The organism is Janibacter sp. DB-40, assembly GCF_029510815.1.
In the GTDB taxonomy this organism is placed as follows: domain Bacteria; phylum Actinomycetota; class Actinomycetes; order Actinomycetales; family Dermatophilaceae; genus Janibacter.
In genome coordinates, this window is sequence record NZ_CP120360.1 from 2,915,543 (window position 1) to 2,935,157 (window position 19,615).

The 19,615-nt window shown below is 69.8% G+C and carries 17 protein-coding genes and 1 pseudogene; 3 read left to right on the forward strand and 15 right to left on the reverse strand.

From position 1 onward, the window contains the following. The first annotated feature begins 3 nt into the window (after positions 1 to 3). Together PVE36_RS14010 and PVE36_RS14015 are read left to right on the forward strand one after the other, a co-directional pair. Entirely contained in the window at positions 4 to 1,092 is a 1,089-nt protein-coding gene (locus PVE36_RS14010) for an acyl-CoA dehydrogenase family protein (RefSeq protein ID WP_277453184.1), read from the forward strand. Then, positions 1,089 to 1,862 carry an SDR family oxidoreductase gene (locus tag PVE36_RS14015; protein WP_277453186.1) on the forward strand — a complete coding sequence of 258 codons (774 nt, stop codon included), beginning with the start codon at positions 1,089 to 1,091 and terminating at the stop codon, positions 1,860 to 1,862. The genes PVE36_RS14010 and PVE36_RS14015 overlap by 4 nt, the downstream gene beginning before the upstream one ends. Positions 1,863 to 1,938: 76 nt before the next feature. Here the strand turns inward: PVE36_RS14015 and PVE36_RS14020 are convergent, their stop codons facing one another. From PVE36_RS14020 to PVE36_RS14035, 4 genes are all read right to left on the reverse strand, one after another. Then, on the reverse strand, positions 1,939 to 3,381 hold the full coding sequence (locus PVE36_RS14020) for a TRAP transporter large permease (RefSeq protein WP_277453189.1): 1,443 nt from the start codon (positions 3,379 to 3,381) through the stop codon (positions 1,939 to 1,941). A 110-nt stretch (positions 3,382 to 3,491) separates the two neighbouring features. Continuing rightward, entirely contained in the window at positions 3,492 to 3,980 is a 489-nt protein-coding gene (locus PVE36_RS14025; protein WP_277453190.1) for a TRAP transporter small permease, read from the reverse strand. Between the two features lie 180 nt (positions 3,981 to 4,160). Next, a complete protein-coding gene (locus PVE36_RS14030) occupies positions 4,161 to 4,736 on the reverse strand; it encodes a PaaI family thioesterase (RefSeq protein WP_277453192.1) in 576 nt (191 codons plus the stop codon). 183 nt (positions 4,737 to 4,919) lie between these two features. Then, positions 4,920 to 6,146, reverse strand: coding sequence for a C4-dicarboxylate ABC transporter substrate-binding protein (locus PVE36_RS14035; RefSeq protein ID WP_277453193.1), 1,227 nt, complete (start codon positions 6,144 to 6,146; stop codon positions 4,920 to 4,922). Between the two features lie 279 nt (positions 6,147 to 6,425). Here PVE36_RS14035 and PVE36_RS14040 point away from each other — a divergent pair, with 279 nt between their 5' ends. Beyond that, a complete protein-coding gene (locus PVE36_RS14040; RefSeq protein WP_277453194.1) occupies positions 6,426 to 7,319 on the forward strand; it encodes a LysR family transcriptional regulator in 894 nt (297 codons plus the stop codon). Here PVE36_RS14040 and PVE36_RS14045 read toward each other — a convergent pair. The 11 genes and pseudogenes from PVE36_RS14045 to PVE36_RS14095 form a co-directional block, all read right to left on the reverse strand. After that, on the reverse strand, positions 7,264 to 8,193 hold the full coding sequence (locus PVE36_RS14045) for a LysR family transcriptional regulator (protein ID WP_277453196.1): 930 nt from the start codon (positions 8,191 to 8,193) through the stop codon (positions 7,264 to 7,266). The genes PVE36_RS14040 and PVE36_RS14045 overlap by 56 nt on opposite strands. A gap of 50 nt (positions 8,194 to 8,243) precedes the next feature. Continuing rightward, positions 8,244 to 8,981 (reverse strand): SDR family NAD(P)-dependent oxidoreductase, encoded by a 738-nt coding sequence (locus tag PVE36_RS14050; RefSeq protein WP_277453197.1) that lies wholly within the window; start codon positions 8,979 to 8,981, stop codon positions 8,244 to 8,246. A 70-nt stretch (positions 8,982 to 9,051) separates the two neighbouring features. Then, entirely contained in the window at positions 9,052 to 10,185 is a 1,134-nt protein-coding gene (locus PVE36_RS14055; RefSeq protein ID WP_277453199.1) for a thiolase family protein, read from the reverse strand. Between the two features lie 247 nt (positions 10,186 to 10,432). Continuing rightward, entirely contained in the window at positions 10,433 to 12,043 is a 1,611-nt protein-coding gene (locus tag PVE36_RS14060; protein ID WP_277453200.1) for a thiamine pyrophosphate-binding protein, read from the reverse strand. 82 nt (positions 12,044 to 12,125) lie between these two features. Then, a pseudogene (locus PVE36_RS14065) lies at positions 12,126 to 12,985 on the reverse strand (CoA ester lyase). A gap of 17 nt (positions 12,986 to 13,002) precedes the next feature. Beyond that, positions 13,003 to 13,791 carry an SDR family oxidoreductase gene (locus PVE36_RS14070; RefSeq protein WP_277453202.1) on the reverse strand — a complete coding sequence of 263 codons (789 nt, stop codon included), beginning with the start codon at positions 13,789 to 13,791 and terminating at the stop codon, positions 13,003 to 13,005. Further along, entirely contained in the window at positions 13,788 to 15,479 is a 1,692-nt protein-coding gene (locus PVE36_RS14075) for an AMP-binding protein (protein WP_277453203.1), read from the reverse strand. The genes PVE36_RS14070 and PVE36_RS14075 overlap by 4 nt, the downstream gene beginning before the upstream one ends. Continuing rightward, positions 15,476 to 16,621, reverse strand: a complete 1,146-nt coding sequence (locus PVE36_RS14080) for a CaiB/BaiF CoA-transferase family protein (RefSeq protein WP_277453205.1) — start codon at positions 16,619 to 16,621, stop codon at positions 15,476 to 15,478. The genes PVE36_RS14075 and PVE36_RS14080 overlap by 4 nt, the downstream gene beginning before the upstream one ends. Beyond that, positions 16,618 to 17,421 (reverse strand): crotonase/enoyl-CoA hydratase family protein, encoded by an 804-nt coding sequence (locus tag PVE36_RS14085; protein WP_277453207.1) that lies wholly within the window; start codon positions 17,419 to 17,421, stop codon positions 16,618 to 16,620. Before PVE36_RS14085 ends, PVE36_RS14080 begins: the two co-directional genes overlap by 4 nt. A gap of 23 nt (positions 17,422 to 17,444) precedes the next feature. Next, positions 17,445 to 18,602, reverse strand: coding sequence for an acyl-CoA dehydrogenase family protein (locus PVE36_RS14090; protein ID WP_277453209.1), 1,158 nt, complete (start codon positions 18,600 to 18,602; stop codon positions 17,445 to 17,447). A gap of 29 nt (positions 18,603 to 18,631) precedes the next feature. Further along, entirely contained in the window at positions 18,632 to 19,612 is a 981-nt protein-coding gene (locus PVE36_RS14095; protein ID WP_277453210.1) for a nitronate monooxygenase family protein, read from the reverse strand. Between the last annotated feature and the right edge of the window lie 3 nt (positions 19,613 to 19,615).

The window sequence follows — 19,615 nt, forward strand, 5'->3', positions numbered from 1 at the left end:
CCCATGGACTTCTCCACCACCGACGAACAGCAGGCGCTCGCCGAGGCCGTTCGGGGCACCCTCCGCCGCCACGCATCCCAAACCACCGGACGCGAGGAGTCCGCGGCTCCACCCGCCCACGACGAGACGTTGTGGTCAAGCCTGGTCGAGACCGGAGTCCCCGGACTCCTGTGGTCCGAGGAGGACGGCGGTCTCGGGGCCGGGATGACGGACCTCGCCGCCGCGGCGACCGCGGTCGGACGCGCCGGGGTGCAGGTACCCCTCGCCGAGTGCGTGGTCGCCGGTGCGCTGGTCCGGGCGCTCGCTCCGGCGGACGTGCGCCGGGAGATCCTCGGCGACCTGACCGAAGGGAGTGCACTCCCGATCCCGGCACTCGCCGAGCCGCTGCGCGCGTGGTCGCCCGTCCCGACCGACGTCACCGCCTCCGAGGGGACCGATTCGTGGACCCTCAGCGGCACCAAGGCGCCAGTGCGATACGCCCCGGCTGCCACCCACCTGCTCGTGTCCGCCGCCACCGAGTCGGGCACCGGCGTCTTCCTCCTCCCCTCCTCCGGTGGGACCGGTGAAGAGCTCGTCCTCGACAGCAGCCCCGCGACCCTGCTCGCCCAGGGCCCCTCGGCGGATACCGCCCTGCGGGAGGCGCTCGCCCTCGGTGGGGTGGTCCTGTGCGCCGAGGCCGTCGGCGTCATGCAGGAGGCCCTGCGCCTGACGACCGAGTACCTCGGCACGCGAACCCAGTTCGGCCGGACGCTGGCGAGCTTCCAGGCCCTCACGCACCGGGCCGCTGACATGTACGCCCAGCTCGAGCTCGCACGCAGTACAACGCTGTACGCCGCAATGGCCGCCGACGAGCGCCCGCTCGACGTGGACCACGTCCTCCGGGCGCGGGTCGTGGTGGACGGTGCAGCGCGACTCATCGGCCAGGAGGCGATCCAGATGCACGGTGGCATCGGAGTGACCGCCGAGCACGCCGTCGGTCACCTCACCGCTCGGCTCACTGCGCTCACCCGCACCTGGGGCGACCGGCGCTCACACCTGGCCGAGCTCGCCACGCGGATCGACGACCACGAGGGCGTCGAGGTCCTGGTGTGAGTGCAGGACGCGGCCTGTTCGACCTTGCGGGACAACGCGCTCTCGTCACCGGGGGCGGATCCGGCATCGGGCTCGGCATGGCGAGCGGCCTGGCACAGCACGGCGCTGCCGTTCACCTGTGGGGCCGCACTCACACCCGTCTCGAGGCCGCGCGCGATGAACTCTCCGCCATCGGCCCGGACGTCTCGACGAGCGTTGTCGACGTCTCGGACGAGGGCGCGGTCGTAGCCGGCGTCGACGAACTCGTCGACGCCGGCGGGATCGATGTCGCCGTCCTCAACGCCGGCGTCGGTGGCGGCCGAACTCCCTTCCTCGAGTCCACGATGACGGATTACCGTCGCATCCTCGCGACCAACCTCGACGGCGTCTACCTCACGATGCGTGAGGTGTGCCGAGCAATGGTCGCCACCGGCCGTGGCGGGTCGATCATCACCGTGGCGAGTGTCGCCGCGGTCGACGGCGCCGCCCGCAACCAGGCCTATGGCGCGGCGAAGGCCGCGGTGACCTCCATGACGCGAGCGACTGCTGTCGAGATGGCCGGTCACGGCATCCGGGTGAACTCCGTCCTCCCGGGATGGATCGCCACCGAGATGACCCAGGCCAGCCAGTCGTCCCAGAAGTTCACCGACCAGGTCATCTCGCGGGTCCCCCTGCGTCGCTGGGGTCAGCCGGAGGACTTCGCGGGGATCGCGGTACTCCTCGCCTCCGGGGCCTCCGGCTACCAGACGGGGACGACCGTCGTCATCGACGGCGGCTACACGATCTTCTGACCGCCCACGGCAACGACTCAACGCAAAGACCTCACCCGACGCCAGGAAGCGTCGGGTGAGGTCTTTCCGTCGTTGGTCAGACGTCGGCGTCGGCACCTCCACCGGTCTGCGCCAGCAGATCCGGCAGCCACTCGGTCATCTCCGGCACCAGGATCATGAGGACGAGGAACAGGACCGCGATCGGCAGGAACCACAGCAAGGACGTGAAGATGTCCTTCAGAGTGATCTCCTGTCCAAGATTGACCTCCGGCGACCTGGAGATGTTGTGGACGATGTAGGACAGGATCCCCACCGGCGGGGTGATCAGAGCCAGCTCGCCGAGCAGGACGACGAATACGCCGAACCACAGCGGACTGACCCCCATCACCTCAATGGTCGGCAGCAGGATCGGGATGGTCAACAGCATCATCGACAGGGTGTCCAGGAACATGCCCAGGAACACGTACATGACGATGAGCATGACCAGGAATGCCCCACGGGACAGCCCCATGTCGGTGATGGCATCGGTCACCATGCGAGCCAGCCCCGTGATGGCCATCAGCTTCGTGAGCATCTCGGCGCCGATGATGATGAAGAAGATCGCAGCGGTCGAGGAAACCGTCGCAAATGCCGCGTGCGCCAGCTTCTGGAACGGGCCGTCCTTGCGCGTGTGGAGCAGCAGCAGGAGGAGCGAGACCAGCGCGGCCGCGGCGCCCGCCTCCGTCGGGGTGAAGAGGCCCGAGAAGATGCCGCCGAACAGCACGATCATGATGACGGGGAAACCCCAGATCTCACCGAGGGACTGGAACCGCATCCTCCAGGTGATCTCCTCTCCATACGCAGCGGCGTCCTTGCCACGCCCCATCAGGTGCGGCGCCACCGTGCCCACCAGCATGATGAAGGCGGCGAACAGGATCGCGATGAGGATCCCCGGTACAGCCCCGGCCATCAGCTGGGGCCCCACGGGGACGGAGGCGATGCCCGCATAGACGACGAGCAGGATCGACGGCGGGATGAGGTTCCCCGGGAGGCCCGAGACGATGACGATGCCCACGGCCATCCGCTTGTCGTAGCCCGCCTTGAGCATCTCGGGGATCCCGGCTCTTCCAAGGGCGTACGTCATGCCGATGGTCGATCCCGACACCGATGCCAGCCCGGCGCCGGCCGCAGTCGTTCCCACGCCCATGCCACCCGGCAGCCAGGCGAACCACCGTTCCGTGGCTCGATAGATCTTCGTGGTCATGCCCGAGCTGGTCAGCAGCATGCCCATGAAGATGAACATGGGGAGCACGCTGAGCGACCACTTCGAGACCGAGTTGTACGGCGACTGGGCCATCACGTTCACCGCTGCCGGAACCCCACTGATGGCGTAGATGCCGACGACCGACGGAATGGCCAGGGACAGCGCCACCGGCACGGACAAGAACAGCAGGACCAGCATCATCGCAACGCACCACATACCGGCCACGGCGGCCGTCTGGCTGGTGAAGAGGCCGACGAGGCAGACGCCGACCAGTCCGAATCCGACGACCAGGGACACGACACCCGGTTTCCGGGTCCGTGGGCTCGAGGGCAGCAGGTTCGGCTTGGCCGCCTCCGACGGAGTACGGGTATCTGATGACATTGGGACTTCTCCTGGGGTGGGCCCGTTCACAGTGCGGAATCCTCTTCGGTCTCGTGCTCGGCCGTCGTGCCGGCGACGAGGTCGACCTCGGGTGCCCTGGCTCGGATGCTCATCACCATGTCGATGACATAGAGGATGGCGAGCAGCACGAAGACAATGGGTACGAGGAAGTAGACCGGCCACGCGACGATGTCCACGACACCGGCCGTTGCGCGGATCTCCATCTTCTCCATGGCCTCGCCCAGACCGAACCAGGCGAAGCCCAACGCGATGATGGATCCCAGGACGCACCCGAACACCTTGAAGATGAGCGCCGACATCGGCTTCATCCGATCGACGAGCAGCGAGACGGTGATCTGCTCGTTGCGCAGCTGGGCCGCCGGGATACCCAGAAGTGCCACGGCCGGGAGGTACCAGTAGGCGACGAGCTCGTTGGTGCCGTAGATGGGCGCGTCGAAGAAGTGGCGCATCATGGCGTGGGCGACGACGTGCAGCATCATCACGATCAGTGCCACCGCGGTCACGACCGACAGAACTCGATTGAGCCCTGTGTTGAACTTCACCATTGAAATCCACTCTCTTTCTCTACTGCGAATCGGAACGTCCACCGGCCACTCGGGACCCGTACACCTCCGCAACACGCTCCTGCTCGAACGGGGGGCAGACTGCCCACGTCCATGGACCGCCTCCTGGGGTCAGGTCGATCGTGGCGCGACCCACAACCCCTCGCCGCGGGCCCGGACCTGGCCATCGCACACGACCTCGCCCTCCAGGAACCGTTTGCGCCCGTCCTCGCGCACGACCCGACCGACAACGGCGAGTGCCCCCGCGATGGGTGTGGGTGCCTCGTAGGAGACGTTGAGGTAGCGGGTGAAGTAGCGAGGGCCGTCTCCCACGTTCGCAGCGTTCCCCAGCACGTGGTCGAGCAACAAGGCCACGATCCCGCCGTGCACCCGTCCCGGCGGACCCTGGTACTGCAGCGGCAGGCTCAGCTCACACCGCGACTCGCCGCCGTCCCGTTCGATCAGCATCGGTGGCGCGATGGGATTGCGCGCCGAGGACGCGGGGGTGACGTCATCGCGGATGCGTCCCGAGGTGACGTGCGGATCCGTCACTGTCACCTCCTGCGGGCGCCGCGCAGCGTCCTCGAGCTTGGCTGCGATCACGCCGACACGACCGGCCAGCTGCCCGTCATCCGTCTCGGAGACGAGGGAGTGGATGAGCTCGCGGGTGAGGCGGGAGGTGTGTTCCGCAAACGGTGAAGTCGTCATTGCTCGAATTCCTGGCCTCGTGGGGACCGAACGGGCGAGCGCCTGGGGCGGCCTGCGCCCAAGGCGGGTCAGGTGCCCATCGTGCGCTCGGGCGCAGCGTGGGTGGGGCGCACCGGGGCGAGCGGAGGCTCGCCCCGGTGCCTGTGGCTGCGCGCAGTCGTGGCTCTCGACCTGCTGCGCGGATCAGTTCGGACGGTGCTCCACCAGCACGTCCTCGTAGACTGCCTCGGCGAGCGGCGTGAAGTCGGTGCCCTCGTCGTACCACTCATCGAAGTTGGCCGTCTTGCCACTGTCGGAGAAGCCGAGCTCCTCCGCCTTCTTGGCCCACTTCTCAGCCGACGCGTCGACCCGCTCAGCGATGTCCTCACCGATGATGCCGGACTGCGCGACCTCCTTCTTGTTGGCCTTGTTGATCTGCTCGATCTCCTGCTGCAAGCTGGTCGGGAACTGCTCGATCTCGCCTCCCGCGGCCTTCGCCTGCTTGATACCTTCGGCGTTGCCGCCGATCGTCGTCATCATCTGTCCTTGGAAGTACTCGGCGTAGGAGTCGAAGACGAGCTGCTGGTAGGCCAGCGGGAGCTGCTCGAACTTGGAGCCGGCCACCATCGCGCCGGGCGAGCGCGGGAAGCTCGTCTCCGTCATGTAGCCCACGTTCGGGGCGACCTCGAAGATGCCGCCCTCGGCCGAGGGGACGAGCTGGGCCAGTGTGCAGTCGACCGTGCCTCGCTGGAGCGCCTCGTAGGTCTCCGGGTACGCGATCGACACCGGCGAGGCACCGATGCTGTCAATCGTCTCGCCCTGGGTCTTCGAGGCGATGCGCACCTGCCGTCCCTGCCAGTCGCTCTTGGAAACGCCCTTCTCACCGCACACGGAGTAGTAGCCCCCTGAAGCGACGACGGGGACCAGCGGAGTGAGTCCCTTGGACTCGTACTCCTCGACGATCGCCGGGGTTCCCCACGACACGTCGGCAGCCGTGGCGTTGGCAATCATCTCTCCGACGAAGGGCGAGGGCGAGACCCCGGCCAACGCATCACCGAGGGCATTCGCCGCAGGGAACTCGGCGGGGTCGTAGACGGGGAGGGTGTAGGCGAGATCAACGCGCCCGTCGGCCAGCGCGTCATGGACCTCGTCATAGCCGGCGATCGCCTGGCCCCAGACGACGTCGACCTTGATCTTGCCGTCGGACTTCTCCTCGAGGGCCTTGGCGAACTCCGTGCCCGACGGGGACTGGATCGACGACTCGGAGGCGGCCGACGGCTGGAACGTGAGGGTCACCGGGTCCAGGTCCTCGAGCGCGGCATCGATCTCCTCCTGCGAGGCGTTGGCTGCATAGCCGTCCCCGCCGCCGGCGGAGTCCTCACCTCCGACACTTCCGGCGCAGGCGCTCAGCACCAAGGTCAACGCGGTCACTCCTCCGGCGAGGCGAGCGCTCCGCCCGGCGCGAGTTGCACGCGAGCCCAGCGCTGAGTGCCGATGCGCGTGATGGGTATTCTTCAAGTCGCTCTCCTCTGTTGTCCGTGTGAGCAATCTGGCACCGGTCGTGGCCCGTCAGCAAAGACCACGACATGAAGCGCTCTATAGCGAGAACCTATGAGGGCAGGGTCGATGTCGGAACGGACGGACTCTTGCCCGGTCGAACGGTCCGTGTGCGTGGACCGCGGTATCGGCCGGAAGCGGTACCTTCGACGGGTGGACTTGCGACTCGTGGAGTACTTCATCTCGGTCGTCGACTGCGGTGGAGTCACCAAGGCGGCGAACCAGCTCTACATCGCGCAGCCCTCCCTGTCCCAGGCGGTCCGGACCCTCGAGCGCGAGGTCGGCGCAGAGCTCTTCGACCGTTCCGGACGATCGATGACGCTCACCCCCGCCGGCAAGGTCTTCGAGGTGGGCGCGCGGGCCGTCATCCGTGACGCTGCACGAGCCCGCGCCGGAGTGGCCGCGGTCCGCGACCTCCGGGCCGGGCGGCTGAGGATCGCGGCGGACTCGGCGATGGCCCTGGACCCCCTTCCCGCAGCAGCCGCGCTGCTGCAGGAGCGCCACCCGGGCATCCAACTGTCGATCACCGAGCCGGAGTCACCGTCCGAGATCGTCGCCGACGTCCGGCTCGGACGGGCCGAGATCGGTCTGACCTACCTGGACGTCGACACCGGCCCGCTCATCACCGTGCCGTTCGGGGACCAGGAACTCGGGCTGGCCACCGCCGAGGACCGGGCCGCGGGCCTACCCAACCCCTTCCCCCTCGACCGGCTCCACGAGATACCACTCGTGCTGGGCAATCGTGAGGGCACCGGAGACAACGCCGTCGACGCGGCCATCCGGTCGTCCGGGGCAACGGTCGTCGTCCGCACCGCCTTTCGGCAGGCCGCGTGGGAGCTCCTTCAGCTGGGAGTCGGTGCCGCGATCCTGCCCGTCGACTTCGCCAGGGACCGCATCCGAAGGGTGGCGGCCATCCCCACCGACCCGCCGTTGTCCCGGCCCATCGGCGCGGTCCACCGCAAGACACCGCTGTCTCCGGCGGCGAAGGCGTTCATGCGGGTCGTGCGTCAGCCGTTGACTCAGCCGACTCCCGTGCACAATCGATGAAGGCTGCACCGACGGGAGAGATCTCCTCCTCGTCGTAGACGAAGCCGAAGGGCCGGCGGATCTGCGGGTCGACCTGGCGGCAGACGATGCCACGAGCCGCCGCCGACTCGATCAGGGAACGCTCGAGGAAGGTGCTCCCCACACCCGCCGCCACGAAGGACATGCGCGCCTCGCGGTGCTCGAGCACCGCAGCCGGTCGCAGGGCCCGACCTGCGTCGATGAGGGCGGCCTCGATCTGACCGGCGACCGCGCTGCCCGGCACGATGACCATCGGGATCTCCGGGAGGTCGGCGAACGTGATCGGGCCATCCCCCTCGGGCAGGCGGTGGGCCTCGGAGGGGGGGACCGCGTACCAGTACTCCTGGATGCCCATCGGGAGGACGTCGAAGTCGCCGTCCCAGAGGCGTCCCGATGTCGTCACCACCGGAAGGTGGGTGAGTACGAGCTCGACGTCGCCGTCCCGGAGCATCTCGAGACCCTTGGTCTCGTCCCGCAGCCACTCGAGGTGTACTCGGGTGCGCGGCAGCCGGCGGTGGAACTCTGCGATGAGCTCGACCACGGGGCCCATCGCGAGCGATGGTGCTGAGGCGATCTCGATGACGCCGGCGAGGTTGCCCTCGTGGTCGCTGACGGACGACGCCGTCGAGGCGACATCACGCACCAGCCGGCGTGCGGGCCCGGCGAGTGCGTGCCCAGCGGAGGTGAGGACCATCCCGCGTCCGATGCGGTGGAAGAGCTCGACGCCGAACTCCCGTTCAAGCGACCGCAGGGCCTGCGAGATCGTTGGTTGTGCGACCCCGAGGCGCGCCGCCGCGGCATTGACGCTGCCGTGGTTGCGTACCGCGAGGAAGTACTCCAACTTCTGCAGGTCCATGATGGCACCGTAGCCTCCTCGGGCCCACGGTGCCGCAGGGTCTCGTCGGGTCAGCGCGGAGCCATCCGGATCGCCCCGTCGAGGCGGATCGTCTCTCCGTTCAGGTAGCCGTTGCGCAGGATCTCCCCGGCGAGCGACCCGAACTCTGCCGTGTGCCCCAAGCGCGCCGGGTTGGGGACGGTCTCCTCCAGCGAGGCCCGCACGTCGTCACGCAGCCGTGCGAGCAATGGTGTGTCCATGATGCCCGGGGCGATGGTGCAGACCCGGATCCCCTTGCTCGCGAGGTCGCGTGCAGCGGTGAGCGTCATGCCCACGATGCCCGCCTTGGACGCGGTGTAGTTGATCTGTCCGATCTGGCCCTCGTAGGCGGCGACGGACGCCGTGAGGACCACCGCGCCGCGCTCACCCTCGACGGGGTCGTGACGAGCCATCCGTTCCGCTCCGAGTCGGAGTGCGTTGAAGGACCCGATGAGGTTGAGGCGGATGATGAACTCGAAGTCCTCGAGGGAGCCGGCCGAGCCGTCCTTCTCGAGCAGGCGCATCCGGCGGCCTGCCCCGGCGCAGTGGACGACCCCACGGAGCCCGCCGCGAGCATCCGCGACGTCGAGTGCGGCGGCGAACTGGTCGGTGTCGGTGACGTCTGCGGCGGCGAACGTCACGGCGTCGCCCAGCTCGGTCGCGACGGACCCGCCGTCGGAGGTCGGCAGGTCGATGATCGTGACCTGCGCGCCCTCCCCGACGAGGTGCTCGACGGTGCCGAGTCCGAGGCCCGAGGCGCCTCCGGTCACGGCGATGGACTGTCCTGTGAGCTTCACTGCGTGGTGGCCTTTCGGGTGGTGTGGGTGATTGAGCGGGTCGTCAGAGCAGCTCGAGGATGGTGGCGTTGGCCATGCCACCCGCCTCGCACATCGTCTGGAGTCCGTAGCGGATGTCGTTGTCTCGCATGTGGTGCACGAGCCTGGTCATGAGGACCGCTCCGGATCCGCCGAGGGGGTGCCCCACGGCGATCGCTCCACCCAACGGGTTGAGGGCCTCGTCGGCCACGCCGAACTCGGCCTGCCAGGCCAGGGGCACCGGCGCGAAGGCCTCGTTGACCTCGAAGGCTCCGATGTCGGCGATCGACAGGCCGGAGCGGTCGAGCACCTTGCGGGTGGCGGGGATCGGTCCGGTCAGCATGATCACCGGGTCGTCGCCCGTGACGACGGTCGTGTGGATGCGGGCCAGGGGCGTCCACCCGCGGGCTGCTGCGATCTCACTCGTCGTGACGAGCAGCGCACCGGCTCCGTCGGAGATCTGGGAGGAGTTGCCGGCGGTGATGACACCGTCCTCGGAGAAGGCGGTGCGCAGCCCACCCAGGGTCTCGGTGGTCGAGCCGCGACGGAGTCCCTCGTCCACCGCGAGCCCACCGGAGATCGGGGCGAGTTGTCCGTCGAGGGCACCGGCGTCGATGGCTGCGGCCGCCCGTTCGTGCGAGCGTGCCGAGTACTCGTCGAGCTGCATGCGGTCGAGGCCCCAGCGCTTCGCCACCATCTCGGCGCCGACGCCCTGGTTGAACTGCTCGACCCGGTACCGCTCGTACACGGACGGCGCGTACGGGTCGCCGTCGAGCCGGTTGGCACCCATCGGGACTCGGGACATCGACTCCACGCCCCCGGCCACTGCGACGTCGTACTGACCCGAGATGACACCGGCTGCGGCAAAGGCAACGGCCTGCTGGCTCGACCCGCACTTGCGATCGATCGTCGTGCCCGGGACGGACTCGGGCCAACCGGCGGCCAGGGCACCGACGCGCCCGACGTTGCCGGACTGGTCGCCGACCTGGCTGACACACCCCCACACGACGTCGTCGACCTCGGCGGGTTCGAGCCCGACCCGGCCGACGACGGCGTTCAGCACGTGGGCGGTCAGGTCCGCCGGGTGGATCCCGGCCAATGACCCGTTCCGCTTGCCGACGGGGGTCCTCACGGCGTCGACGATGACGGCGTCTCGCATGACTGCAGCTCCTGGGTTGTCGTGACGGTCACCAGCGTCGGGACCTGCCTGCTACCGACGTCAGCAGACCACGACGCCCGAGCGCCCCACAAAGACCTGCGGGCGATCCTGTCCATAGCGGATCCCTATGTACGCACCACCTCCCCCCGGGACGGGTCGCCCGCGCACGAGGAGCGCGCGTCCGCACCACCGAGCCGGCGGGGAGGCCGGGCGGTGCTGCGTGGCCGCCGTCGCGCAGCTGCAGCCGTCAGTGGCCGGCGTTGAACTCCGGGTCGACGCGGACATCGAGGAGGAAGAGACCGTGCGGGGACCTCAGTCGATCGGCCACCGGCTCCAGGTCGTCCACCGAGGTGACCACGACCCCGTCACCGCCGGCTGCGCGGGTGAGGGCCGGGAAGTCCGGCCAGGCCGTCATCGAGTGTCGGGGATCGACTCCGAAGTGGACCAGCTTGACGTGCTCGGCCCCGTACGCCCCGTCGTCGTAGAGGACGACGAGGACCGGGCCGCCCTCGCGCGCCAGGGTCGGCAGCTCGGCGAGCGCCATGGCCAGACCACCGTCACCGACGAGGAGCACGGTGACCTCGTCAGGTCGTGCGACGGTGGTGCCCAGTGCGCCCGCGGGACCGAGACCGATCGACCCGAAGGCACCCATGGTCGTGAAGGCCCGCCCCTCCGGCGCGTGGATCCACGGCCACGCACTCACCGTGAAGCGACCGATGTCGCTGACGACGGTGCGTTGCGCAGGCAGGAGCTCGTCCAGCTCGGCGGAGACGAGGCGCGGATCGGCGTGGCCGTCCGAGCGGTGCTCACGCACGTCCGCCCGCGGGTCGTGCTCGCGCAGGGCGCTGCGCACTCCCTCGCGCCACCCGGACGTGGGGCGGTGCTCCACGTCCTCGAGCATCGCCGCCATCGCCTCGGCCGTCAGCCGCGCGTCCCCGCAGACACCGACGTCGGGCTCGACGTACCACCCGAGCGCCGCCGCGTCGGCGTCGATCTGGACCACGGTCTTGTCGGCGAAGAGCGTCCTGCGCGCCGTCGTGTACGTCCCCAGGCCGGCACCGATGGCGAGCACGAAGTCGGCCTCCGCGATGGTGCTCGCGGCGGTGGCGTGGGAGAGAGTGCCGCAGATCCCGATGTTCTCCGGGTGCCCGCGAAAGAGCCCGCGTCCCAGGAGAGTGGTCGCGATGGGCGCCCCGAGCGCATCGGCCAGGGCGACGACCGCGTCCTCACCCTCCGCCTCGATGACCCCTCGTCCGGCCAGGACGAGGGGCCGTCGGGCCGCGACCGCCCGCTCGACGGCGTTCTCCAGGTCGGACCGACGGGGCGCCACCGGCGCGGGCAGGGCGAAGGGGGCGGCCTCCGCCGGTTCCTCGACGTCGGCCCGGAGCATGTGGATGGGTAGGTCGAGGACGATGGGCCGTCGCTCCGCCCGCGCCCGACGCAGCGCCCGTCGCAGGTCATGAGCGGCCGTCGCTGGAGCGTGCACGCGCTCGAAGCCGCACTCCGCCGCCGTCGCGACCGCAGGGATGTCGATGCGCTGGAAGTGGGTGGGGTCGATCGGCGTGGCCCCGGTGACGAGCACGAGTGGGGTGCGCGCCCGAGCGGCCTCGACGAGCGAGGTCAGTGCGTTGGTCAGGGCCGGCCCGTGGGTCACCGATGCGACGCCCACCCTCCCGGTGGCGCGTGACCACGCGTCCGCCGCACCGACGGACGAACCCTCGTGGGCCACTCCGACGAACCGCCCTCCCGCATCCTTGAATGACGCCAGGTAGAGCATGTTGGCATCCCCCATGAGGCCGAAGATCGTGTCCACGCCGAAGGAGCGCAGGGTGTGGGCGAAGCTGTCATGCAATCTCATCGGTGGTCCTTACGTGGGTGGTGGGTCGTGGACGGCGACCGTCTGGTCCGGACGCTCGGTGGCGTCGAGGGCCCCGGCGATTTCATCTCGACGCCGCTGCGTCGAGGATCCGCCGGGCTCGGTCGACCACGGGCTTGTCGATCATCTGGTTGTCGAGGACGATCGCGCCGGAGCCGGCCTCGGCGACGACGGCCATGACCCGACGGGCCCAGGCCACCGTGTCCTCGCTCGGGCCGAAGAGGGCTCCGGCACTGGCGATCTGGCGCGGGTGGATGCAGAGCTTGCCCCCGAACCCGAGCCGCGCGGCGTGCGCCGCGTCCGCGCTGATGGCGGCCTGGTCGTCGATCGCGCCGCTCACACCGTCGACCGGCGGGGCCAGCCTCGCTGCGGCGGACGCGACGACGAGGGCGCTGCGCATCGGAGCGAGGGCGAGGTGGTCGTCACGATCGACGCCGAGCTCGGTCGAGAGGTCGAAGTTGCCGAAGGCCAGCCTGCAGACGCCCGGCACCGCGGCGACCTGCGGAGCCGCCAGCACGCCCGCAGCCGTCTCCACGAGGGCGACGAGGCCACCCCGGGCCGGAGACGGTCGACGACGTCGGCCGCGACGGCGGCCGAATCCGCCTTCGGCAGGAGGACCACGTCGGCCACTCCCGCGAGCGCGTCGAGGTCGGCTTCGTGCCACTCGGTCCCCACGGCATTGACGCGGACGATCCCGGTGTTGCCGTCGGCGAACCACCGGGCAGCTGACTCCCGGGCCGATGCCTTGCCCTCGGCGGGGACGGCGTCCTCGAGGTCGATGACGATGACGTCGGCGCCGGCTGCGGCCGCCTTGGCGTAGCGGTCAGGGCGGTCACCGGGCACGAAGAGGAGGGTGCGCGCGCCGGCGACGTCGGCGACGGTCGTCCGACCGCCGGATCCGGGTGTCGTCCCTGGGTGGTTCATCTGGTCGCGACCTTTCGTCAGTGGCGGCCCAGCGCCCGACCGCCGTCGATGACGAGCTGGGTGCCGGTGATGTAGGAGGCGTAGTCGCTCAGCAGGTAGCACGCGGCGTCGGCGACCTCCTGCCGACCCACGAGGCGGGCGAGGGGGACCCCCTCGATCGCCGCCCGGAGCGACGCCTCGTCGCGGAAGAGGATGTCCACCCCCGCGGTGCCCTCGGTCATGCCGGGGACCAGGACGTTGAGGCGGATGTCGTGGGGCCCCCAGGCGCCGGCGAGAGACTTCGTCATCGCGACCACCCCTGCCTTCGCACTCGCCGAGTGCACGGTGTCCGGACCGCCCTGGTTGGCCATGTTGGAACCGATCGAGAGCACCGACCCGCCACCGCCGCGCTCGATCATGTGCTGGCCCACGACCTGCGTGCAGTGCCACGTGCCGTGGAGGACGATGTCCACGACGGCCTGCCAGCCCCCCGGGCTCAGCTCGTGGGGTGCCACCCGGAACTGGCCCGCCGCGCTGTTGACGAGGTGGTCGATCCGGCCGTGCTCCGCGACGACGTCGCTCACCATGCGCTCGACGGCGTCCCGATCACGCACGTCGAGCACGGCGGACACCGCCCGCCAGCCCTCGGCAGTGATGCGCTCGACCACCCGGTCGAGCCGATCGGCGGTGCGGCCGACGACCACGACGAGGGCGCCCAGACGGGCGAGCTCGACGGCAATGGCCTCACCGATGCCCGAGCCGCCGCCGGTGACGACGGCGACACGGTCGGCGAAGGACCCCGGCTGGAGCATCGACGGCGCGCTCATCCCGGCTGCACCTGGGAGCGCAGCTCGGTCTTGAGCAGCTTGCCGGCATCGGACGTCGGCAACGACTCCACGACCTGGACCGATCGCAGCTTCTTGTACGGCAGGACGCGCTCGGCGACCCAGGCCATGAGCTGCTCGGCGGTGGGGTGCTCGTCGGCAACCGGCACGACGAAGGCGACCGGCTCCTGGCCGAAGGACTCGTGGTCCCGTCCCACGACCGCGGCCCTGTGCACCTGCGGGTGACCCGCGAGGAGGTCCTCGAGCTCGCGTGGGTAGACGTTGTACCCCTTGTAGATGAGCATGTCCTTGGCTCGGTCGGCGATGTGCACCAGGCCCTTCTCGTCGAGGTAACCGATGTCGCCCGTCGCGAGCCACCCATCCACGAACTGGCCGGCGGTCTCGTCCGGGCGGTTGTGGTAACCATCAGTGACCTGCGGACCGCGAATCCAGATCTCGCCGCGCTCCCCCGCGGGCACAGGCGCACCGTCGCCATCGCGGATCTCGATCTCCGTGTCGCACAACGGCAGGCCCACACTCCCGTTGACCCGCGGTGCGTCGCTGACCGCCGGCATCGCCGTGACCACACACGTGCCCTCCGTGAGGCCGTATCCCTCGGTGACCATCGCGTTCGGGAAGACGACGGCGAGCTCGTCGAAGGTCACCGGGTCGATGGGCGCGGCTCCGGACGAGACCACCCGGACGCTCGAGAGGTCGCGCTGTCCCACCGTCGGCTCCCTGACGAGGGCGTGCCACATCGTGGGCGACCCGGTGATGTACGAGACCCTGTGTCGCTCGATCAGCTCGAGGAGGCCGGCCGGACGGAATCGGCCCGCGATCACGAGGGTCGTGCCCGTCGCGAGGAGGTACGAGGAGTTGATGAGCATGTGGGCGTGGAAGAGTGGCGAGACGGCCACGGTGGCCCCCTCGCCCAGGACCACACCGGCTCCTCCGGGCAGGGGCAGGGGGGACAGGTCGAGCCTGCCGTCTGCCACCTCCAGGCGGTGCCCCGCGCGCCAGGCGACCATCTGGCTGACATTGGCCACGACATTGCGGTGGAGCACCCGGACCCCCTTCGGGATGCCCGTCGTGCCGCCGGTGTAGACGATGTGGGCGACGTCATCGGGGACGGTGTCCACATCGGGTCGACCGGAGCCCTCCGTGTCGATGAAGTCCGTCCACGAGCGAACGCCCGCGGGCGACGGCGCGGACTCCCCACGTGGTGCGGGTGCGCAGTCGGAGGGCTCGACGACGACTACGGCCACCTCGCGGCCGTCTGCACGGAGCTGGTCGAGAGCCGGAAGCAGGGACTCGTGACTCGACGGGTGGGCGATGACGACCCGGGCGGAGGTGTCCGCGATCTGCGAGACGAGACCGGAAGCCGGTGTCAGCGGGTTGACCGGCGAGACCGTCGCCCCCGACAGGAGCACGCCGTAGTACGCGGCGGGGAACCATCCCGAGTTCGGCAGGTGCAGCAGGACGACGTCCCCCGGCCCCACCCCTTCGCGCCGCAGGCCACGGGCGAGTGCGCACGCCTGCTCGTAGAGGTCGGTGTAGGTGAACGTCAGCTCACCGTCCACGACGGCGGCGCGCTCGCCGTAGCGCGTCGCCATGCCCTCGATGAGGTCGGCGATCGTCGCGTCGGGGTAGTCGAGGTGTCGGGGCATCCCCTCAGGCCAGTAGGCGGTCATGCGATGGCTCCGTTCTCGTGCATCGTCCGGATGGTCGGCTCGTCGATCCCGAGCTCCGCGAGGATCGCGTGGGTGTCGCGCCCGACTGGTGGGGCGCCCTGGGGCATCCCGGTGGGTGTGCCGGAGAATCGGGGGGCGGGCGCTGCCTGGGTCACCCCGTCGACCTCCACGAAGGCCCGGCGGGCACGGTTGTGTGGGTGGTGTGGTGCCTCGTCCATGTCGAGCACCGGGGTGACGCACGCATCGACGTCGGCGAAGACCGACTCCCAGTGCGCCCGTGGGTGCGCGGCGAACGCGGCGGTGAAGAGTTCTCGCTGCCGCGCCCAGGTCGCGCGGTCCCGCTGTCGCGAGATGTCGAGCTGGTCGGTGAGGCCGAGCCGGGTGACGAGCTCGGTGAAGAACTGTGGCTCGATGGCTCCGACGGCCATGTACCCACCATCGGAGCACGCGTAGCTGTCGTAGAAGGGCGCGCCCGAGTCGAAGATCTGCTCGCCCCTCGTCAGGCCCCACTGCCCACCGGCGCGATACCCGTACATCATCGCCATGAGCGCGGCCGACCCCTCGACCATGGACGCGTCCACCACCTGGCCGTGCCCGGTCTCCCGGGCCGACAGGACGGCCGAGACCACCCCCAGCGCGAGGACCATACCGCCCCCACCGAAGTCGCCGACGAGGTTGAGCGGAGGCGTGGGTGGGGCGCCCTTGCGCCCCACCGATGCCAGGACCCCGGACATGGCGATGTAGTTGATGTCGTGCCCGGCACGGGGAGCGAACGGCCCGTCCTGACCGAAGCCGGTCATCCGGCCGACGACCAGGCCCGGGTTGTCCCCCAGGAGCACATCCGGACCGAGGCCGAGCCGCTCGAGCACCCCCGGCCGGAAACCCTCGACGAGGATGTCGGCGTCTGCCGCCAGCTCGCGGACGAGCTCGACTCCTCGCGGGTTCTTGAGGTCGACGGCGATGGAGCGGCGGCCCCGGTCGAGGACCGGGTTCACGCTCGACCGGTCGCCGACGCGGTGCACCCGCACCACGTCCGCACCCAGGTCGGCGAGCATCATCGCGCAGAACGGCCCTGGGCCGATCCCGCTCAGCTCGACGACCCGTACTCCGGTGAGGGGCCCGACCCGAGGTGCCGTGCTCATCGCCCCTGCCACACCGGGGGGCGCTTCTCCGCGAAGGCGCGGGCGCCCTCCCTGGCGTCCTCCGACGCGTTGACGGCATCCGAGATGGACCGTTGCGGGGTCCACCGGTCCTCGTGCGGCCACGTGACGTACTCGACCATGATCTGCTTGCTCGCGGCCACCGCCAGCGGGCCGTTCGCGGCGATGCGGTCGGCGAGCGCGATCGCTCCCTCGAGAGCGCCACCGGGCTCGGTGAGCTCGTTGACCAGCCCGAGCTCGTGGAAGCGCTCGGCGGAGACGAAGTCGCCGGTGAGCGCGAGCTCCATGGCGACGTTGCGCGGCACCCGCTCGGGCAGCCGCTGCAGACCGCCCGCGGCGGCGATGAGACCCCGCTTGACCTCGGGGATGCCGAGCCTGGAGCCGCGGGCGGCGACGACCAGGTCGCAGGCGAGGACGACCTCGCAGCCACCGGCGAGTGCGTATCCCTCGACTGCGGCGATGATGGGCTTGCGCGGAGGGCGCTCGGTGATGCCGGCGAACCCGCGTCCGGGGATCGAGGGACGCTCACCCCGCAGGAAGGCCTTGAGATCCATCCCGGCGCAGAACGAGCCGCCGGCCCCGGTGATCACCGCGACCGAGAGGTCGGCGCGGGAGTCGAGGGTGTCCAGGGCCGCTGCGATGCCCTCGGACACTGCGAGGGTGACGGCATTCTTCGCTTGGGGACGGTTGATGGTGATGACGAGGACCCCGGGTCGCTCGTCGACGAGGACCTCGGCCCCCTCTGCGACGTCCGAGGTGGTGGTCTGGGATTCGGAACTCATGGCAACCTTTGTGGCTCTCGGGATCAGCGGACGAGGTCGAGGGACTTGGCGATGATCGTCTTCATGACCTCGCTCGTCCCGCCGTAGATCCGGCTGATGCGGGCGTCGGCGTAGAGACGGGCGATCGGGTACTCGGTGATGTACCCGTAACCGCCATGGATCTGCAGGCACTTGTCGACGACCCGGGCCTGGACCTCGGTGGTGAAGAGCTTGAGCTTCGCAGCGTCGACGGCGTCGAGCTCCCCACGATCGTGGGCCTCGAGCGCCTGATCGACCATCGCCTGGGCTGCGGCGACATCGGCAGCGCACTCGGCGAGGACGAACTTCGTGTTCTGGAAGGTCGCGAGCGCCTTGCCGAAGATCGTGCGTTCGTTGGCGTATGCGGTCGCGAGCTGGATCGCACGCGTGGCAGCGGCGGTGGCGCCGACGGCGATGGTCAGCCGCTCCTGGGGGAGGTTGTGCGAGAGGTACTCGAAGGCCCGCCCCTCCTCGCCGAGCAGGTCCTCAGCGGGCACCCGCACGTCGCTGAAGGAGAGCTCGACGGTGTCCTGGGCGTGCAGCCCCAACTTGTCCAGGGTCCGGCCGACGGCGAACCCCTCGGTGCTCGTGTCGACGACGAGGATGGACAGGCCGCCACGCCGGTCCGACTCCCCCGCCGCGGAGGTGCGGCAGACGACGAGCACGCGGTCGGCGTTGCGCCCACCGGTGATGAAGGTCTTGCCTCCGTTGAGCACGTACGAGTCACCGTCGCGCACGGCGGTCGTCGCGATGCCCGCGAGGTCTGACCCGGTGCCCGGCTCCGTCATCGCGATGGCGAGGACCATCCGCCCGGCAGCCACCTCAGGCAGCCACCGTGCCTTCTGCTCGTCGTTCGTGAGGTGCAGCAGGTACGGCAGGCAGACCTCGGAGTGGACGCGCATGGAGCCCAGGTTGACGTCGGCCGCGATGGTCTCCTCGATGAAGACGGCGTTGTACTTGTACGAGCCCTCCCCCTGGCCGCCGTACTCCTCGGGGATCTGCTGGCCGATGAATCCGACCTCGGCGGCCTTGCGGTAGACCTCCTTGTCCGGCAGTCCCTCCTGCTCCCACTGCTCGAAGTGCGGGCTGACCTCCCGGTCGACGAAGGTGCGGACGGCGGAGCGGAAGGACTCGTGGTCCTCGGTGTAGACGGTGCGGCGCACGGTTTCTCCTCGAAGGGGGCGGGTCGGGTTCAGCGGGTGACGAGGCCCGCGAGGCGGGACTCGATGATGTCGGCCGCCCCACCCACGATCCGGTCGACGAGCTCGGCAACGGTCGGGACGTCGTCGATGAGCCCCTGCACCTGACCGACGCTCCAGATGCCGGCATCGAGGTCGCCGGTCTCGTACACGCCCCTGCCCCGCTGTCCGGCCACGAGATGACGGACGTCCTCGAAGGCAGCGCCGTCGGACAGACGCTCGACCACCTCCCGGCTGACGGTGTTGCTGGCGACCCGCGTGGTGTTGCGCAGCGGGCGGAAGATCAGCTCGGTGTCCAGCTCTGATGCACCGACGATGGCCTGTTTCACGTCGTCGTGGATCGGCGCCTCAGTGGTGGCCATGAATCGGCTGCCCATGTTGATGCCGTCGGCGCCGAGTGCGAGCGCGGCCGCGAGTCCTCGGGCGTCACCGAAGCCGCCGGAGGCGATGAACGGGATGGACAGCTCGTCCGCGGTGCGCGGGATGAGCACGAGACCGGTGATGTCGTCCTCGCCCGGGTGGCCGGCGCACTCGAACCCGTCGATGCTCACCGCGTCGACTCCGATGGACTGGGCCTTGAGTGCGTGCCGGACGCTCGTGCACTTGTGGATGATCCGAACCCCCGCCGGCTGGAGCGCCTCGACGTGCTCGGCGGGGAGGTTGCCCGCCGTCTCGACGATGGTGACGCCTCCCTCGATGATCGCTTGGCGGTACTCGGCATAGGGCGGCGGCGTGATCGCCGGGAGGATGGTCAGGTTGACGCCGAAGGGACGGTCGGTCATCTCCCGGGTCCGGGCGATCTCCTTGGCCAGGTCCTCGGGAGTCGGCTGGGTGAGCGCGGTGATCATGCCGAGGGCGCCCGCGTTCGCGACGGCTGCCACGAGCTCGGCTCGCCCCACCCACTGCATGCCGCCCTGGACGATCGGGTGCTCGACCCCGAAGGTCTCGGTGAATCGGGTCGTGATCCGGGACATCTG

Bases quoted from the DNA above. Each gene is read 5' to 3' on its own strand.
- PVE36_RS14010 (WP_277453184.1), top strand. From the start codon at position 4: ATGGACTTCTCCACCACCGACGAACAGCAGGCGCTCGCCGAGGCCGTT.
- PVE36_RS14030 (WP_277453192.1), bottom strand. From the start codon at position 4,736: ATGACGACTTCACCGTTTGCGGAACACACCTCCCGCCTCACCCGCGAG.
- PVE36_RS14045 (WP_277453196.1), bottom strand. From the start codon at position 8,193: ATGGACCTGCAGAAGTTGGAGTACTTCCTCGCGGTACGCAACCACGGC.
- PVE36_RS14055 (WP_277453199.1), bottom strand. From the start codon at position 10,185: ATGCGAGACGCCGTCATCGTCGACGCCGTGAGGACCCCCGTCGGCAAG.
- PVE36_RS14060 (WP_277453200.1), bottom strand. From the start codon at position 12,043: ATGAGATTGCATGACAGCTTCGCCCACACCCTGCGCTCCTTCGGCGTG.
- PVE36_RS14070 (WP_277453202.1), bottom strand. From the start codon at position 13,791: ATGAGCGCGCCGTCGATGCTCCAGCCGGGGTCCTTCGCCGACCGTGTC.
- PVE36_RS14075 (WP_277453203.1), bottom strand. From the start codon at position 15,479: ATGACCGCCTACTGGCCTGAGGGGATGCCCCGACACCTCGACTACCCC.
- PVE36_RS14080 (WP_277453205.1), bottom strand. From the start codon at position 16,621: ATGAGCACGGCACCTCGGGTCGGGCCCCTCACCGGAGTACGGGTCGTC.
- PVE36_RS14085 (WP_277453207.1), bottom strand. From the start codon at position 17,421: ATGAGTTCCGAATCCCAGACCACCACCTCGGACGTCGCAGAGGGGGCC.
- PVE36_RS14095 (WP_277453210.1), bottom strand. From the start codon at position 19,612: ATGTCCCGGATCACGACCCGATTCACCGAGACCTTCGGGGTCGAGCAC.